Annotated in this window: 14 protein-coding genes and 2 pseudogenes; 6 read left to right on the forward strand and 10 right to left on the reverse strand. The window is 59.1% G+C overall.

The genetic code is table 11. The features are described 5' to 3' along the window. The 4 genes and pseudogenes from FEV53_RS11210 to FEV53_RS11225 form a co-directional block, all read right to left on the reverse strand. A pseudogene (locus tag FEV53_RS11210) lies at positions 1-352 on the reverse strand (transposase); the annotation flags it as partial. Positions 353-581: 229 nt separating this feature from the next. Beyond that, entirely contained in the window at positions 582-812 is a 231-nt protein-coding gene (locus FEV53_RS11215) for a hypothetical protein (RefSeq protein WP_142834896.1), read from the reverse strand. A 49-nt stretch (positions 813-861) separates the two neighbouring features. Then, positions 862-1,983 (reverse strand): alanine/ornithine racemase family PLP-dependent enzyme, encoded by a 1,122-nt coding sequence (locus tag FEV53_RS11220; protein ID WP_142834897.1) that lies wholly within the window; start codon positions 1,981-1,983, stop codon positions 862-864. Further along, entirely contained in the window at positions 1,980-3,173 is a 1,194-nt protein-coding gene (locus FEV53_RS11225) for an N-acetyltransferase DgcN family protein (protein WP_142834898.1), read from the reverse strand. The genes FEV53_RS11220 and FEV53_RS11225 overlap by 4 nt, the downstream gene beginning before the upstream one ends. Before the next feature lie 340 nt (positions 3,174-3,513). Between FEV53_RS11225 and FEV53_RS11230 the strand changes: the two are divergent. Further along, positions 3,514-3,705 (forward strand): annotated as a pseudogene (locus FEV53_RS11230) (transposase); the annotation flags it as partial. 225 nt (positions 3,706-3,930) lie between these two features. On the opposite strand, the gene FEV53_RS11235 reads toward FEV53_RS11230, so the two are convergent. Beyond that, a complete protein-coding gene (locus FEV53_RS11235) occupies positions 3,931-4,566 on the reverse strand; it encodes a CDGSH iron-sulfur domain-containing protein (RefSeq protein ID WP_142834899.1) in 636 nt (211 codons plus the stop codon). Between the two features lie 84 nt (positions 4,567-4,650). Next, on the reverse strand, positions 4,651-6,156 hold the full coding sequence (locus FEV53_RS11240; RefSeq protein ID WP_142834900.1) for a fumarate hydratase: 1,506 nt from the start codon (positions 6,154-6,156) through the stop codon (positions 4,651-4,653). A 190-nt stretch (positions 6,157-6,346) separates the two neighbouring features. On the opposite strand from FEV53_RS11240, the gene FEV53_RS11245 reads away from it, so the two are divergent. Together FEV53_RS11245 and FEV53_RS11250 are read left to right on the forward strand one after the other, a co-directional pair. After that, positions 6,347-7,504 carry a glutathionylspermidine synthase family protein gene (locus FEV53_RS11245; RefSeq protein ID WP_142834901.1) on the forward strand — a complete coding sequence of 386 codons (1,158 nt, stop codon included), beginning with the start codon at positions 6,347-6,349 and terminating at the stop codon, positions 7,502-7,504. Position 7,505: 1 nt separating this feature from the next. Continuing rightward, positions 7,506-8,105, forward strand: coding sequence for a DUF1190 domain-containing protein (locus FEV53_RS11250; RefSeq protein ID WP_142834902.1), 600 nt, complete (start codon positions 7,506-7,508; stop codon positions 8,103-8,105). A 5-nt stretch (positions 8,106-8,110) separates the two neighbouring features. Here the strand turns inward: FEV53_RS11250 and FEV53_RS11255 are convergent, their stop codons facing one another. The 4 genes from FEV53_RS11255 to FEV53_RS11270 all read right to left on the reverse strand — a co-directional run bounded on the left by FEV53_RS11255 (position 8,111) and on the right by FEV53_RS11270 (position 14,481). Further along, a complete protein-coding gene (locus FEV53_RS11255) occupies positions 8,111-10,042 on the reverse strand; it encodes a hypothetical protein (RefSeq protein ID WP_142834903.1) in 1,932 nt (643 codons plus the stop codon). Continuing rightward, entirely contained in the window at positions 10,039-11,358 is a 1,320-nt protein-coding gene (locus FEV53_RS11260; RefSeq protein ID WP_185962171.1) for an ABC transporter substrate-binding protein, read from the reverse strand. The genes FEV53_RS11255 and FEV53_RS11260 overlap by 4 nt, the downstream gene beginning before the upstream one ends. Positions 11,359-11,416: 58 nt before the next feature. Then, positions 11,417-13,315, reverse strand: a complete 1,899-nt coding sequence (locus FEV53_RS11265) for a hybrid sensor histidine kinase/response regulator (RefSeq protein WP_185962172.1) — start codon at positions 13,313-13,315, stop codon at positions 11,417-11,419. A 266-nt stretch (positions 13,316-13,581) separates the two neighbouring features. Then, a complete protein-coding gene (locus FEV53_RS11270; protein ID WP_142834906.1) occupies positions 13,582-14,481 on the reverse strand; it encodes a LysR substrate-binding domain-containing protein in 900 nt (299 codons plus the stop codon). A gap of 149 nt (positions 14,482-14,630) precedes the next feature. On the opposite strand from FEV53_RS11270, the gene ugpB reads away from it, so the two are divergent. The 3 genes from ugpB to ugpE all read left to right on the forward strand — a co-directional run bounded on the left by ugpB (position 14,631) and on the right by ugpE (position 17,748). Next, on the forward strand, positions 14,631-15,935 hold the full coding sequence (gene ugpB / locus FEV53_RS11275; RefSeq protein WP_142834907.1) for a sn-glycerol-3-phosphate ABC transporter substrate-binding protein UgpB: 1,305 nt from the start codon (positions 14,631-14,633) through the stop codon (positions 15,933-15,935). 74 nt (positions 15,936-16,009) lie between these two features. Beyond that, positions 16,010-16,891, forward strand: coding sequence for a sn-glycerol-3-phosphate ABC transporter permease UgpA (gene ugpA, locus FEV53_RS11280; protein ID WP_142834908.1), 882 nt, complete (start codon positions 16,010-16,012; stop codon positions 16,889-16,891). A 20-nt stretch (positions 16,892-16,911) separates the two neighbouring features. After that, positions 16,912-17,748 carry a sn-glycerol-3-phosphate ABC transporter permease UgpE gene (gene ugpE, locus FEV53_RS11285; protein ID WP_142834945.1) on the forward strand — a complete coding sequence of 279 codons (837 nt, stop codon included), beginning with the start codon at positions 16,912-16,914 and terminating at the stop codon, positions 17,746-17,748. Position 17,749: the final 1 nt, after the last annotated feature.

Raw genomic sequence — 17,749 nt, forward strand, 5'->3', positions numbered from 1 at the left:
CGACACGCGCGACGTTCCGAAACGTTCAGTTCTGCACGAACACGATCAATGCAGGTACGGCGACGAGCGGGGCTCAGAAGTTTCCCTTTGCGGCCTCCGCCAGGATCAGCTTGTCCAGGGTCAGATCCGAAACAGCCTTGCGTAGCCGCTCATTCTCTTTCTGAAGACGCTTTAGTTCCTTCAATTGGTCCGTGCCCATTCCACCGTACTTTTTCTTCCAGCGGTAGAACGTCTGTTCAGTCACGCCGATCTGGCGGATCGCATCCAGACGCGGCATCCCTTGCCCCGTCAGAACCTCAACCTGCCGTAACTTCGTAACAATCTCTTCCGGCTTTGGTCGCTTGTTTGCCATGTGTTTCCTCCGTTTTCCTGAACATAGCGGAGGACCACTTCAGTGGGGGAAGACCAGGATGAACGCTCCGCTTGACCAAGACGGATACTACCGCCCACCGGCTCCGGAAACCGTCGTCACGATGGACCGGAGGCCCGTCATGCACTCACAATCAAATTGGACCACTCAAGTGGGGCTGATCACGGTCATCTATTCAACTCCTTGAAAGCCGCGAACCGCCACGGAGTCATCACTTTGCTTTGCATCCTGCTTGACCTTCCTTGCCTGCGTCCGCAGCAGCCCTGCGGGGTGTGTTTGCCTCCCTTTCAAGTCGGGCAATTCGGAGCCGGTCAGTCTTAACTTGTCTTTGTCCCGCCTCTTCATCGACTATTTTCCTGACGATGCGGGTCGTCTTTTCCATCGGCGTTTCTGCTCTGGAGGCCTGCGCTTTAAAGACGGTTGTTTTTGTTAGCTTTGCCAATTGTCATCATCCTGATTTATTTTGTCTGCGCCTGTCTGAACGACATCTTTTAAGCCAAGGCGAGCCCTTCGTCTTCGCTTTGAGTGGTTTGCGCATGTGTCGCGCCCCGGTTATGGTGTGCCTTTTTTTCGATGTCAGGTGCGGCCATGGCGCGCATCAACGCGCTATAGGCCATCTGAAATCTCACCTCGGAGCCCACACGAGGCACCTCGCGGTTTGTTCCGATGACAAGATGATCGCTCGTCGCGCCGACCAAGCTATAGCCGGGGGGCATTGAAAGCCCGAAAATGTCAGTATCCTGATGCCCTAGGGCGAGGATCAGGCGATTGCCGACTTTCTCTGTTGGGTTCAGGCCACGTCCCGAAAGGGCGGTATCGGCAGCGCAAATTTGCGCGGAATCAGGCTTTGTATCCGTCTCGATAATCTCGGCGACCAGCGCAAAGGCATCCCTGTGCATCCCGACGATGTGAGCTCTTGAAAGGGGATCGACCCCGAGCAGGATAGACTCCCCCAGCCTCAAATCATTGATACGCGATGGCTGCTGTCCCCTGAAGGCCAAGGTCAGGTTTGCGGAGTTGCCGCCAGATACCGTCTGAAGGCACGTGCAGCAGAGGTTTTCGATTTCTTCTGCAAGGCTCGTCAGTATCGCCATCTTTGCGGCGTCGGGGGCAATCTTACCGAGGCATCCGAAGTTCGCCCCGATACCTGTCAGACTGACACCGGGCATGTCCAGCACCTGCTCTGCAATAGCGCTGAGGTCTTCGGGCAGAATGCCTTCACGCAGATCCCCCAATTCGATCATCAGGTTGATACCGTGAACCGTGCCTTGCCGGATGGCCGCAGCGGCCAAGGCCGTTATCACGACCATCTCGGTATTATAGCTCGCGTCGCAGACCCGGACGACCTGATCGGTTTGGCTCAGCAGCGGGGTGCGGATCAAAGTGATGTGGCGACTGACGCCCGCGTTGCGAAGCCTGATCACATTGCCGAGACGTGCATCGGCCAGACCGACAGCGCCTCCGTCCAGCATCGCCTGGGCGACCGCCGGAAGCCCGCAAACGGCCTTAGTGACGCCTGTGACGCCGATGCCCCGTGTTTTCAAGCGACCGACAAGGGTCTCTGTGTTCTGGCGGATCTTGCTCAGGTCGATCTCGACGCGCGGCGCGCTCATCGTGCGGCCACGGGCGATCCTTGCAGCAAACCGGGATAGGCGGTGGTAACCATGGCCAGCAACTCCGTGGCTGGTCGGGTCAGAGCATCGGTAACGGGCAGCCCGAGACTTTGCGAGTCTGCCGCGATCGTCTGAGCAACGCCGGCCTCGGACATCTCCTCATGATTGAGGGTGATGCCAATGACCTTTGTATTGGCAAACGCTTCGATGAGGGCAATCTCGCTTGCAGGCGTCGGCATCGGCATATTCGGGAAATCGCAGCGATGCGCACGTTTGGGCGCGTGTTGGAGGATCACGGCATCCGGCTGGCTCCCTCGGAGGATAAAGGCAGATGTGCAAAACGCAGGATGACTGAGCGCACCCTGACCCTCGATCAAAATGACATCGGGGTGTTCGGCCTCCGAGGCGGCAACAATGGCGCCTTCAAGCTCACCACAGCAGAATTGTGGCGGGATGGCATCCATGGCCACACCGTACTTGGCCCCCTGCATCAGACCGGTCTGGCCTGTCCCCACGAGGATCGTCTTAATCCCTTCGGCGTTCAGGGCACGAGCCAGAATAGTCGCGGTGGTCCGCTTTCCAATCGCGCAGTCGGTCCCAAGAACGGCGATCCGGAGTGCGGCGACGCCTGCCACACTGCCATCGAACAGACGCATGTCTTTGCTGAGTTTGGGCTTGCGTATGTCGCGGATTGAGACGTCGCGAGCTGACGCAGCGCCAGCAATCTCCGGATCATCGCTCAGGTACTCATGCAAGCCACTGACGATGTTCATACCCAGTGCGATCGCCTGCAAAATCACACCGCGATCCGCCGGTGACAACCTCCCCGTCGACGGTGCCATCCCGTAGATGAGCGTATCCGGGGTAACGGGTTCATGACCAACGGCAGCTTCCAGATCTTCAAAGATCGGTACACGGTTTGCCAAATTGTCGAGAACCATGCCGCTGTCCTCTCCGCCGTGATTGCTGTCGATGACGGACAGAATGCGGTAGGCCTGCGAATGACGCACAAGACCATTGGCGGTTTTTCCGTCGATCTTGGCGAAGTTCCCGTCGCAATAGACAATCGCCGTGGGCGGAAGGCTGAGCGGAGCGATCGTTTTCGTGTGTTTATCGCCGACTGACGGTGGCGCCTGTGCCCCCCTGACGGACAAGAAAGCTGCGTTTGCCGCTTTTGGTTCGGTTTCCATGGTGTCTCCTATTCGAGGTCAGCAAATGCAGCGACACACCCCGGCCCGGACGCGTGGACGGAGGGAAGAGCAATTCCGCCTGCGACTTGACCGAGTGCGAATACATCGACTGAGTCGCCAAACGTCTCGCAGCGGTATCCGGACCTGAAAGCTTTGATTTATTGAGAAGAGCGGCCGTTTGCAGGCAAAGAGCCCAAGCGGCAAACAGCTATAGCGGTACCGTTATAGAGGTGGCGCTGAAATTTCGAATTACAAGGCTGGCGCAAAAAAAAGCGACGTTCAAGACAACCGATCCCCTTCAAAGTTGCGTCGTACATCTCCTTAAAATCGGGGGGTTACCATGCAGCGGATCAAGGGCCGCTCGTCGCGTCGCATCCAAATGGAGTTTCCGGAGGTGCGCAAACGGTACCGGGGCAGGCGATTTTGGGCCCGGGGATACTTCTCGACCACGTCCGGAAATGTCACAGACGATATCATACTTCAGTATCCGGATTTACACTCCAGACGCCACGCTACCAGCGCCAGCCGGTAGTCGTTCACTGTGAAATTCGCTGTTTAATAATTTCTCCGTATTCAGATCTTCGAAGCGCTCAGCCCAAAAATTACGAGCCTTTGCCAGACCAAGTTGGCGGGATGTGCTCTCCCTGTCAGATGATCGGCGTAAGCAGGCCTAACTATGCCGCGAGCGCAGCCGAGATCTCTTCGACTGATGGCAGTACGCGCAACTGCCCGCATCCGCTGGTCGGAAAATGCCTCGTTACGGTGTGTCCTTCCAGCCTGTGTCGTGATGGGTTCCGTCGCAGAATGGCTTGTTCTTCGACTGGCCGCAGCGACACAGGATATATTCATTCTTGCTGGCGCCTTCTGCTCCCGGATCCGCGTCGATCTTGACGTGGTTGACCACGTAGGGGCCGTTCTCGACCACCGCGATCAACGTGTCGTTCTTCTCGATATGCTTCGGCGTGGCTTGGCCGAGACCCACGCGAAGCGCCCCCGAGGGACAAGCGGCAACCGCCTCGCAAATCCCCTCGATGGTGCCGTTTTCAGGCTGGATCCAGGGTTTACGATCGGGATCGAACACGATCCCCTGCATCCGCACGCATTCCGCGACATGGCCGCAGAGGGCAGGGGTGTAGGAGACGGTCACCACGTGACCTTCGACCTCGCCCACGTAGCTGATTGCACTGGTGCGCAGTTCGGTATCTGGGTTCTCGGACGAAAAGCCCGCATCTTTGTGTGAGCCATCACAGAAAGGCTTGTTCTTCGAAGCACCGCAGCGGCAAAGCGCAATGGAGGGTGTGTCGGGCGTGATGTTCTGGCCGTCCGCGTCCCGCAGGATCGGAACGTCCTTTACCATTAATGGGCCGTCTTTCGCCGGTTTGATCGTCGCCATCTGTCTCTCCCTCGTCCTGACGTAGTCTCCATAACTATAGGGCGACGTGCCCCCGGGGAAACACCCGGGGGCTGTATGCACTGGTCAGGTCAACGCGGGCGCCCTGCGCCACTGGGCAGGGCCCGTCTTGTGGATCGAGTTGCCCTCTGTGTCCACTGCGACCGTCACCGGCATGTCCTCGACCTTCAGCTCGTAGATGGCCTCCATGCCGAGATCCTCGAAGGCCACAGGCTTTGCCTCTTTGATCGCCTTGGACACCAGATAGGCGGCGCCACCCACGGCGATCAGATAGGCCGCCTTGTGCTTGGCAATGGCCTCGAGACCCGTCGGGCCGCGCTCAGCCTTACCGATCATCACCCGAAGGCCCGTCTCGCCAAGGATCCGGTCCGTGAATTTGTCCATCCGGGTTGCCGTAGTCGGGCCTGCCGGGCCGATGGCCTCGTCGCCCACCGCATCGACCGGACCCACATAGTAGATCGCGCGATCCTTCAGGTCGACGGGCAGCTCTTCGCCCCGGTCGAGCATGTCGATCATCCGCTTATGCGCCGCGTCCCGTCCCGTGTAGAGCGTGCCCGACAGGAGCAAAGTCTGACCCGGTTCCAGCGACGTGACGACCTCGTCATTCAGGTCGTCCAGGTTGATCTTCCGCGCATGGGCGCTGGCCTGATCGAGCAGGATCTCGGGCCAGAGCGACAGGTCGGGCGGCGTGAACTCAGCGGGGCCGGAGCCGTCGAGGGTGAAATGGATGTGCCGCGTCGCCGCGCAGTTGGGGATCAGCCCAACCGGCAAGGAGGCTGCGTGGGTCGGGAAGCTCTTGATCTTTACGTCCAGAACCGTCGTGACGCCGCCCAGACCCTGCGCGCCGATGCCCAATGCGTTCACGCGCTCATAGATCTCCAGCCGCAGCTCTTCGACCTTGTTCGAGGGACCACGGCGCAACAAGTCGGCCATATCGATCCGTTCGTTCATGGCCTGCTTCGCCAGCGCCATCGCCTTATCCGCGTTGCCGCCGACACCAATCCCGAGAATGCCAGGCGGGCACCAGCCCGCGCCCAGCGTTTCCACCGTTTCCACGACCCAGTCCGCCACTGAGCCCGATGGATTTAGTGTGGTGAATTTGGCCTTGTTTTCGGAGCCACCGCCCTTGGCCGCGAGTTCCACATCGATTTTATCGCCCGCAACCATCTCGACCGTGAGCATACACGGCGTGTTGTCGCCGGAATTTTTCCGCTCGTTAAACGGGTCCACCACGATCGACGCACGCAGCGGGTTGGTGTCGCGCAGATAGCCCTGCCGCGTGCCCTCGTCGCAGATCTCCTGCAAGGACCGTTTGAAATCTGTCTTTGCCTCTACACCAACCTTTACGTGTATATTTGCGGCTCCGGTATCCTGACAGATCGGACGGCGGCCAATGGCGCTCATGCGGCTGTTGACCAGAATCTGCGCCATCGCCTGTTTCGCGCCCGGGTTCTCCTCGCGCTCATAGGCGCTGGCCATGGCCTCGACGAAATCGGGCGGATGGAAATAGGAGATGTACTGAAAGGCTTCGGCAATGGAGGCGATCAGATCGTCTTCGCGGATTACGGTCATATCAGGTCTCATCCTAGTCGGCGGATCGTGTCCGTCCTTTGGAAACATCGTCACATTTGTGGCCGGCGACAACCGCCTGCGACCTTTCAGAGGCAATTTTATCGGTAACGGAGACGTTCGCGCGGAGGGCATTTCCCCCGGCGGCGAAATCGGGCAAGCTCCGTGACAGAGTGCGAAGACAGGAGAGCCCATGCGGCGCGTGGATCTGGGCGCAAGGCCCGATTGGGAGAAAAAAGCGGAGGAGGCGGGGTTTGCGTTCCACCATATCGGCGGCGAGCTCTATTGGGACGAGAGCGCGGCCTATGCCTTTACGCTGGAGGAGATCGAGACCGGCCTTGAGGCTCCGGCGGAGGAGCTGCACGGCATGTGTGGCGAAGCCGCCGACTGGATCATCCGCTCCGAAGAGCTGATGCGCAAGCTCTGCATACCCGAGGCCCATTGGGATCTGGTGGCCGAAAGCTGGCGTCAGGGGGAACCCGAGCTCTACGGGCGGATGGATTTCTCCTTTGATGGATCTGGCCCGGCCAAGCTCTTGGAATACAATGCTGATACGCCGACGACTCTCTATGAGACCAGCGGCTTCCAGTGGCACTGGCTGGAGGACATGATCGCCGCCGATCGGCTACCTGAAGGGGCCGACCAGTTCAATGGTCTGCACGAAGCGCTGGTGGCGCGGATCGGCGAGATCTTTGAGCAGGGGACCGAGATCCACTTTGCCGCCTTCGAGGACGCAGTGGAGGATTACGCCACCGTCGAGACGATTGGCTGGGCCGCGCGTGAAGCCGGGATGGGCGCGCATTTCACCGATATGCGTCAGATCGGGATCACGGAAACAGGACAGTTTGCCGACAGTGAGGACCGGGTGATCGGCACGCTGTTCAAGCTCTATCCGTGGGAAGATATGCTGCGCGACGATTTCGCCGAGGCCATCGCCAGCGCCCGCTGCCGGATCCTTGAGCCCGCCTGGAAGGCGGTGATTTCGAATAAGGGGATTTTGCCGGTCCTTTGGCAGCTCTTTCCGGGTCACCCAAACCTGTTGCCCGCTGTGTTCGCCGATCAGGATGCGTCCGATCTGGGCGACACGGTTGTGGAAAAACCAATCTTCTCCCGTGAGGGGGCCGGTGTTCGGATCCGGGGGGGCGTTTCGGAGGAATCCTCCGACACCACCTATGACGACCACCCGAAAATCCTGCAGGCCTACGCGCCGCTGCCGCGTTTCGGCGAGGATCACACCGTGTGCGGGGTCTGGCTCATCGGCACCGAGGCGCAGGGTCTGGGTTTGCGTGAGGACCGGTCTCGTATTACGCAGGACACCAGCCGTTTCCGCCCGCATTATATTGAGCCCTGACATGACCGACCTGACACCCCGCCCCCGCAAGCGCTCCCGCACCGCACACGTGATCCTCCTCGGGAGTGCGGCCTTTGGTCTGGCCGCCTGCCAGCAGGATGAACAGGTCGAAGCGGATGTCTTCCCCTCGGTCGAGGAGTGTCAGGCGGTGGCCGGTCTGCCGGGCAATGACTTTACCGCCGACGATTGCGCCAACGGATTTGCCGAAGCGCAAAAGGTCCACGCCGAAAGCGCGCCGCGCTACGACAGCGAAGCATTGTGCGAAGAGCAGCATGGCGGCGAATGCGTGGTTGAAAAGCGCAGCGATGGCACCTCGATCTTTCTGCCGCTGCTGGCGGGATACATGATTGGCAACATGCTGGGGGGGCGGGGATTTGCGTCAAAGCCCCTTTATAAGACTGCCAGCGGTCGCTTTTCCACGCCGGGCGGCGGGACGACCCTGTCGGGCCTCCGGGGCAAGACCAACCTAAATTCAAAGTCCTTCGCCGCGTCGCCGAACACCCGCACGGCGGCTCCGCTGAATCGCTCAGCTGTCCAGAGCCGCGGCGGCTTTGGTGCGGCCAGGACCAGCACGGGGGGGAGCCGCAGCTTTGGTGGCTAGGCCAATCAACCCCGCGGCAGGGTGATGCTGGTGTAAATGTTGCCGTTGCTTTCCTTAATTTGAACGACGTTTCCATCGAGGCAGCCGATAATGGTTTCTGCCAGAGCGAGACTCCGTCGATCTCCGACATCGGCTGTCGCCGGGACGTGATCAGAGGAATACGCGATAGGCTCTTGCAGATTTGTACCGATCGTCTGAACCGAGAACGCGGCGTAGCCTTCTGGCGCGGGATCGCGATGTATCTTGATGCGACCTGGTGCGCCGCTCGCCTCGATAGTGGCAGCTGAGACCTGAAGCAACGTTGCAATTAACTGCTCTACCAGCAGCTTATCTCCTGTAAAAACCACGTTCTCGAGGGTTGGATCGATGCTGCAGGGCACGCGGTGATGGCTTCGATGGTTCTCAACGAATGCGCGCGCCGAAACGGCCACAGGCAAGAGTGGCACCGCCTCGAAGACCAGCTCACGGCGTTGTGCTATCCGGGTGAGGTCAGTCACAGTGTGCCACAGTCGCCCCACCAGTTCGTCGAGTTTGCGCAATTGCTGATCCTGTCCGACCCGATCGCCTGAGTCACAGACGTCACGCAGTAATTCCAATCGCTTCTGCATCGTGGTCAGAGGCGGGCTTAATTCTCGGCCGATGCTTATGGAGATCGTCCCAAGAGCGGCCATTTTGCTCGCCGTCAAAAGATGGTCGCTGGTCCGTTGTAAATCAGCGAGCACCATGTCCCGCTCGCGTAGGGCATTGGCGAAACCCTGAACCGCTTCAAAGAGGTCTGTAATCTCGCCCGGTTTGGTAGGCGGTGGCGTAGGTTCAATACGCTGCCCTTGAACAAGGGCGCGGAGATCGCCGCTTATTTGCTGCACGGGATGCACGATTTTCGGTCGGATGTAAAACAGCAGGATGGCCGCTGCCGCGATGACTGATATGCCAGTCGCTAAGGATAGCGCAAAGATTTCTGTTTGGGTCAGCTCCTGAAGTTCCAGCGCCATAGAGACCAGTCGTATTTCTTCGGCAGTCACGTCCGACTGTAGTCCGCGCTGAAGAGTCAGCAGCTGCGACAGCAATCGTTCAAGCCCCCGATGCAAAGACGCGCGCTCGTGGTGCCACTCTTCTCGTTTCAGAGTAATTCCGTCCGGACCCTGAACCAGTTCATTCATCAAGCGGGCGGACTGGCGAAGAGTGACGTATTCTGCCGTCTCGGGCAGTTGGTCGAGGAGTGTTTTCGCACGAGCCAGCTCATCGGACTGAATCGCCTTGAGTTGCCTGAGTTGATCTTGCGAGGATGTGGTTGACGTTTGCACCCCGAGGGAAAAAGCGGTCCCGAAGGAATCCGAGAGGGCATACAGCGCGTCCCTTAGCGCCAACTCTGAGTCGATTGACCGGGCGCGCGCGTCGCGCTCGCTCAGGCTCGTCGCTGAGACGAGCGAATCCATCCGAGCGCCGATATTGTAGCTGAAATCGGCGATTAATGCGGCGATTTCTTCTTCGATTTCTATGTCGACCCAGCGCAACTGGGTGACGAGAGCCCTTGTCTCGTCTTCGAGTTGCTGCCCGCGGGACAGTCGGAGTAAAACCCGATCCATCTCGCTTAGGATCTCGTTTTTTTCCTGTTGAAGTCGGGGATGATTAAGATTGTCGGTCAGATAATAGTTCAGGTTGTCTGCCGCTGTCGTGAGCGATGCGCCGGTCAACGTATCAAGAAAGAGTATCCGGTTGCTCAGAATTGCCAGATCTGCCGCCTGAGATGCCAGCCGAGACGCCTGCGACAGATCGGGCACTACGGTTTCGGTCATTTCGGTCACGGTGCTTCGGGCATTGTCGAGCGCAAAGACGGCCAGCGCTACAAGCATCCAGACGACGACTATCAGTGCCGTTGCAATGACAGACAGCAGAGACCAAATTCTGTTGTGCCACCGATGATGTGTCTTGATCATCGAGGTACATCTTCTTCTAGAGCGCTGAGTGCGGCGTCGGTTGCTTCAAGCTGCGTGATCAGACGATCTCGCCAGCTGTCCAACACCAGCCGCTCGGTGGGCGTCATCGATTGCGTCGTGTCTGGTCTGAGCCCGGCCCGGAAGCGAAGGGCGGTTTCAGCAGCGTCTCGTTCGGAAATCGGAAGATCTGTAAGCAGGTTGTAAATCTCGGTCAGATCTTGTTCGGGCAACAGAATCTTAAGTCGATCATATCGCTGCCATTGAGTTCTGCGCTGGTCGAGGTGATCTGAGATCGCCAGATCAAATATGGAGTTCACGATCCAATAGCGATCTGCAGAGACCTCTGCGTCGAAGTCTATCCTCGCCTCTATGATTTGCTCTGCGGTGGTCGGTGCATCGTCGGACAGGGCGATAGACCTGAGCGACGCGTCTATCGGAATTTGCGTCGTATTCGGTTTCAGTAATTGGCTCTGGTCATCTTGCGACAGAAGCATGCGAACAAACTCACATGCCGCATCAACCGATTGCCCCCCCTTAAGAATTCCGATGTGGGCTTGCATAAGATAGGCGGGCTGGCCGTACCGAAAGAGGATCTCGGAAGAGCGAGACCGGGTCAGTACATCTGTCGTGATTCCGATGTCGAAGCGCTCATTCGCGAGTCCATCGATCACGCCGAGGCTGCGAGCGGTCAGGGTGGACAGATTGCCGGTGAGACCCAAAACATAGGACCAGCCTGCGTGCCAGCCCCGGTCTTGCAGCAGGCTCTCGATGATAAAGTGGACAGATCCTGATCTTGCAGGTCTGGCCATGGCAATCTTGCCGCGGTGGATGGGATGCAACAGATCGTCCCAAGTATTGGGCATCATGATCATGCTGTCACGTCTCTGTGCCCATCCGATAGAGGAGATGGCAATAACTTCGACGGGGACCGGTCCATCGGGGCCACAATTGTCTTCGGCGACAAAGGCGCCCTGACGGTTCAACATTACAAAGGCTTCCGGTGAAGAGGACCAGAAAAGGTCGAAAGACCGGGCATTCCCGCGCTGGATCTCCTCGATGGCCGAGACCGTATTCTTACTCAGGATATCGGTCGGGATGCTGGAGTGTTCCTGCGCCCACAGAGACTCGAAGCTACTGGTAATCTCAGGAGAAAACGAAGTCAGGATCCGCAGTCGTTCTGCCTGTCCACGGGCCGGACCACAGATCAACAACCCAACGGCCAGAATCCAGACAAGGTAGAGACGCGGCACCATAAAGTTGGGCGAGCGCCGTGGCCGCTTAACGTTATTGGACTTCCTTCGGAAAAACTGAGGCATGACTATTAAATTCCACGGATATAGCAGGCTGACATTGCGTATAAGCCGACGGACGTGGCTAACCGGGGTCTTGTCGGGCGTGCTGTGGCGCACGCCGCAATAATCCGGTCGGTGGGACGTCCTGCGCGGCGCGCGCATTCAGCAATTCGAGAGCGGTGTCCCTAAGTACTTGCATCCGCACAGGCTTGACCATGAAGCGGTCAACACCAGCTGCCTCTGCGAGGCTCTGATACTCGGGAAAGCCGCTCAGAGCGCAGATTACCGGCGGAATGGCAGAGGACCGCGCACGACGGACGAGATCCAGTCCGGTTTGAGGACCGGGCATTGTCATATCGAGAACCAGAAGGTCGAAATGATTGTGTCCAATGAGATCGTTTGCGGCAGGACCGTCATGGGCCAGCGCAACCTCAAAACCTGCTGCTGAGAAATACTGCGACAGCAGCTGGCTGAGCAGCGGGTCATCCTCGCCGATCAGGCAGCTGTAGCTGTGGCGCTTTCCCGACGGCAGCTCAACTGAACTGTGTCTCTGCTCTGAGGCGCCGCGTTGGAGAGTCTGGATCGAGAAGACACGATGTTGCTGGCGCTGCAGCAACTCGTCGAGATCCATTCGGGTTTCGACAATCGGCTGTCGGTTTCCTCGAAGTTCCCAGCGCTTGGCGGCCTGTACGACCGGCGCAGGGGTGGCCTCTGTATAAGCCAGAGTCGCGGGCTGCGGCGTTGAAAAGCGGTCGGCCAATGTTTTCGTCCCATCAGAGCGCAGAGGCAGATTGACATTGAATCTTGTCCCTGCGCCACTTTCCGAGCGCACCTCTACCTGTCCGGAAAGAAGGTTCACGAACTCCTTTGTGATGGCGAGGCCGAGGCCCGAGCCGTGAGGGTTGGCGCCGATCTGCACGTAGGGGTCGAATATACGTGTGATCGCATCGGGATCGAGACCGATGCCACGGTCAATCACCGAAAAGCAGAGATGCCCGGCTTTGGGTGCCGTGATCCGAAGGCAGGCTTCGAGCGTCCCGGAGTGATTGATGGCGTTGCGCAGCAGATTTGTCAGGATTTGACGTAGCCGCGTTGCGTCCCCGCACACCATTTGCGGCAGATCCGGATCAGGATCGAGAACAATCAGCGCATCCGGCGCCTCCATGCACGTCAGTTCGCACGCATTCTGGGCGAGATCGAACAGGTCGAACGGCTTGGGCTCGGTCTTTGCCACTCCTGCGCCCAAGGTCTCAAGCGTCAGCACGTCTGTCATCAGATCCGCAATATTCTCGGCGGATTTCCTGATGATAGCCACACTTGTGAGACCCTCTGCCGTGTGGGGCGAGGCGTCACCGTTGCTTGTCTCCAGCTGTTCCGCTGCGGCAACAATGGTCATCATCGGAGTACGCAGCTCGTGGCCTATCATCGCCAGGAGTCGAGATTTCGCTTCCTTTGAAAGCGCGAGATCTGCGTTCGCGGCGCTGAGCTGTTCCGACAGCTTTTCGCTATGGGCGATTTGCGCGGTCAGTTGGCTCTCGTGTTTCTGCCGCAGCCACTGGAGCAGTGCGCAGGTCGCGGTCATGACAAAATACGTGCCGAGCAGGTTAGGGAGGCTCATCGGATGCGCCCATAGCGGGTCATCGGCAGGCGCGCGCCAGGCGGTGAACAGGATGGCCCCGATCGCGACCGCTCCCCAGAACAGGATCGGCGCGACCCGTCCTGTCAGGCTGGCAGTTGTGATCAGGAGAATGAACCAGACCACCCCCACATTTGGCGTGCCGCGATTGATGTCGAGAATATAGATCTGATAAACGGCAAAGCTCAGGCAGAGCAGAAAGAGCGCCCTCTGGAAATCCCGGGCAGACAGTTGCCGCAGTCCCCACCATACCGGGACCAGTAGCGCCAAGAGTGCCGCGTCCCTAAGGCTGTAGCGCGTAGCGATGACGGCAAAAAGTGTCGCAAGGCCTATCAGGAACAGCATCAGAAATTGCGGAGACGGAGTTTGGACGCAATTGTAGATCGGGCTTTGTCCGCTGACCGGAGTCCTGTGGGAGGTCTGCATCTTGGGAAGGACAATCGGTTCTTGCCCGCTCAAACAGACTGACGATGCCTGCTGGCCTGCGCCCGTCATGCCGTCTTGTCCATAGGTCATGGTGACGCCCGAAATTCGCTACTGCATGCTTCACACCAGCCTAATATTAAGGACGTTAAGAATACGTTTAAGAATTCAGCGAGCGTCCGTCCCTGTCAGTGATGATAAGGCTTCAGGCTCTCAGCAAACGCCGAAATAAACTCAAGCGTCAGCAACGAGGTCTGACGATGGATTGGCCGCAGGATGGACAATCTGTGGGGAACAGCAGGCTCGAACGGGCGGAAATCCAGCCCACGGTCAAGGTAACTTGTCGCATCGAGCTCGCTGACCACTGCAACGCCGGTGCCCTGGCGCACCAGTTCGCAGGCGCCGGTGAACTGACGGATCTCGATGACGGACTGCATCGTCACACCTTGCGAGACAAAGATGTCGTTGAGAGCACGGGAAAAATCACTGTCCCGACGGGGATGGATGATCGATTCGTTCTGCAAGTCTTCGGGGCCGATGGTGGATTTAGCAGCCAGTCGATGTCCTGTGGGAAAGACACAAACGGTTCGAAGTTCGACGCTCTGGCTCTCGATGGCTGGGTGTTCGTCGAATCCGTCAGTGATGCCGCAGTCATATTGCTGGCCGATGATCCATTCGAGGATCCGTTCCGGCCGGTCAGGCTCTATCGTCAGGGTGACACCGGGGCGATTTTCCAAAAACCCGGACACGACACGCGGCAGGTGGCTGGTGGCGAAGCCCGGCAGGCAGGCAATCCGCAGATGGCCCGCTTTGCGCTGGGTGAGGTTGCGTCCTGCTTCAGTGATGTAGGCCATGGAATCCAGCACGCGGCGGATCTCCGGGAGCAGGAAATTGGCCTCCTGAGTCAAGTGAATCCGTCCGTCGCGCCGCTGGTAAAGTGGAAAGCCGAAATCCCGCGACAGATCCGACAAAAGCCGGCTGACAGCGGGTTGGGACACGCCAAGCTGCTCGGCGGCCTTGGTCACACTTCCACTCGTGGACAGGGCATTGAGGGCCTCAAGTTGCCTCAGACGAACTGGTTCCGACATATTCCTCCTCCTGGCCGGTTTTCATATACTATCAGGTTATGAATGCCAGCAAAAAAATGTCCTTGCATTATACGAAAGGGTGGGCAATTTAACGGCGTCGAGTGCGAGACGACCAAGACCAAGTCCGCACAGTCATTTTGGGAGGACACATGACCAAGTTTTCGATCGCGGCCACGGCCGCTCTGACGACTGCCCTGTCGACTCTGGCCGCGAGCGCCGAGACCGAAGTCCAGTTCTGGCACGCTTTCACCGGTCGCCTCGGTGAGCTGGTCGATGCGCAGGTCGAAACCTTCAACGGCAGTCAGGACGCCTATAAGGTCGTCGCCAGCCACAAGGGCAACTATTCCGAGACGCTGAACGCAGGCATCGCTGCCTTCCGCGCGGGTGAGCAGCCCGACATCCTGATGGTCTTCGAAGTGGGGACCGCGACGATGATGGGCGCCAAGGGGGCCATCAACCCAGTCTTTGAAGTCATGGGCGATGGTTTCGATCAGGACGCCTATATCGGCGCCGTGAAGGGCTATTACACCACTGCCGACGGCAACATGCTGTCGCTGCCCTTTAACTCTTCGACCCCCGTTTTGTGGGTGAACCGGGACAAGCTGTCCGAGGCTGGCATCGACCCCGACACCGATCTCTCCACCTGGGAAAAGGTTGGCGACGTGCTGGGCCAGCTGAAAGACGCGGGTGTGGATTGCCCGATGACCACGGCCTGGCAGAGTTGGATCCACCTCGAGAACTTCTCCGCCTATCACGACGTGCCTTTTGCCACGAAGGATAACGGCTTTGGTGGAACCGACACCGAGCTGGCGTTCAACAGCGACGCGCAGGTTGCGCACATCTCAGCCATGGGCGAGTGGGCGCAGGACGGCAAGTTCATCTATGCCGGTCGCCGCAACGAGGGTGGCGCGAACTTCCGGGGCGGTGAGTGTGCTCTCTTCACGGAAAGCTCCGCGGGCTATGCCGGGATCAAGTCCGAGGCCGGATTCGAGTTCGACGTGCGTCCGCTGCCCTACTGGGAAGCTCTGACCACCGATCCTCAGAACACCATCATCGGCGGCGCCTCCCTCTGGGTGATGGCGGGCCAGTCCGATGAGGAATACGCCGGTGTGGCCGAGTTCCTGTCGTTCCTGTCCTCGCCTGAGGTGCAGGCTCAGTGGCATCAGGACACCGGCTACCTGCCGATCACCTCGGCGGCGGCGGAGCTGACCCGTGAGCAAGGCTTCTACGAAGAGAACCCGGGCACGGACGTGGCGGTGATCCAGATGACCCGCAAAGAGCCGACCGCGAACTCCAAGGGTCTGCGTCTGGGCTCTTTTGACCAGATCCGCGGTATCATCGACGAAGAGCTTGAGGCCGTGTGGTCCGGTGACAAGTCGGCTCAGGACGCGCTGGATAACGCCGTCGAGCGTGGCAACCAGCTGCTGCGCCGGTTTGAGCAGGCCAGCAACTAAGTCGCAGACTTCTGTTCCAACGCGCATGAGGGCCTCGCCGCAAGGCGGGGCCCTCCCCAGATGGACCCTGACCCATGGAAAAACGCGTCACGTTCAAAGGGTGGCTGCTGCCCGTCGCCCTGATCGCGCCACAGGCGCTGATCTCCCTGATTTTCTTCTTTTACCCGGCGGCTCAGGCGGTTTGGCAATCGCTCTTCATCCCTGATCCGTTCGGCCTGTCCTCCCAGTTCGTGGGGCTGGGCAACTTCGAATTTCTGTTGAAGGACCCCTATTATCGGTCGTCCTTTGTCACGACGGCGATCTTCTCGACCCTCGTCACGCTGGCGGCGATGATACCGGCGCTGTTCCTCGCCGTGGTCGCGGACCGGCTGATCAAGGGCGCAGGCGCCTACCGCACCATGCTGATCTGGCCCTACGCCGTGGCCCCTGCGGTGGCCGGTGTGCTGTGGCTGTTCATGTTCAATCCGCGCGTGGGCGTGGTGGCGTGGTATCTGGGTCAGCTCGGCTATGACTGGAACCACGTGCTGAACGATGGCGAGGCCATGGGTCTCGTGGTCGCCGCGTCCGCCTGGGGGCGCATTAGCTATAACTTCCTGTTTTTCTTTGCGGGTCTTCAGGCCATTCCGAAATCCCTGATCGAAGCCGCAGCGATTGACGGGGCCCGATTCTGGAAGCGGTTCTTCACCATCGTGCTGCCGCTCCTGTCGCCGACGACGTTCTTCCTGTTGGTGGTGAACGTGGTCTACGCGTTCTTCGAGACCTTCGGCGTCATCCACACGATCACCTCAGGCGGTCCGCAACAGGCCACGACGATCCTCGTCTACAAGGTCTTCTCGGACGGCTTCGTCGGTCAGGATCTCGGGTCCTCCTCGGCTCAGTCGGTGATCCTGCTGGTTGTTGTCGGCCTCCTGACCATCATCCAGTTCAAATTCGTCGAAAAGAAGGTGCATTACTGATGGCCTATCAATCAGACGGAATGGTCGAGAAGAGCGGTGCCAGCCGCTGGATTTCGCACGCGATCATGATCCTGGGCGTGCTGTTCATCTTCTTCCCGATCTGGCTGGCCTTCGTCGCTTCGACGGTGACTCAGGCCGATATCGTTCGCCCACCCATGCCGGTCCTGCCCGGCCCTCATTTCTGGGAAAACTACAAAGCGGCGCTGTTCTCGGGCGTGAATGTGCCGGTCTCGGTCATGCTCGGCAACTCGCTGATCATGGCGCTCGGCATCGCCATAGGCAAAATCGCAATCTCGCTCCTGTCGGCCTTTGCGATTGTCTACTTCAAGTTTCCCGGACGGAAATTCTTCTTCTGGGCCATCTTCATCACCCTGATGCTCCCCGTCGAAGTACGGATCGTGCCGACCTTCGAGGTCGTGGCGGGCTTCGGGATGCTGAACACCTATCAGGGCCTCATCCTGCCGCTCATCGCCTCGGCGACGGCCACCTTCCTGTTCCGGCAGTTCTTCCTGACGATCCCGGACGAACTGGCGGAAGCGGCCCGCGTCGATGGCGCCCGCCCCATGCGGTTCTTCTGGGATATTGTGGTGCCCATGAGCCGGACGAACATCGCCGCGCTCTTCGTGATCCTCTTCATCTATGGCTGGAACCAGTATCTCTGGCCGCTGCTGATCACCACTGATCCGTCGATGAACACCATCGTCATGGGCATCAAGCAGATGTTCCCCTCGGGCGATGACACGGCCAACTGGCCGGTGATCATGGCGACCTCGATCCTGGCGATGATCCCGCCGGTTGTTGTGGTCATCTCGATGCAGAAACTCTTTATCCGTGGCCTTGTGGACAGCGAGAAATAAC

Source organism: Palleronia caenipelagi (assembly GCF_007004065.1).
In the GTDB taxonomy this organism is placed as follows: domain Bacteria; phylum Pseudomonadota; class Alphaproteobacteria; order Rhodobacterales; family Rhodobacteraceae; genus Palleronia; species Palleronia caenipelagi.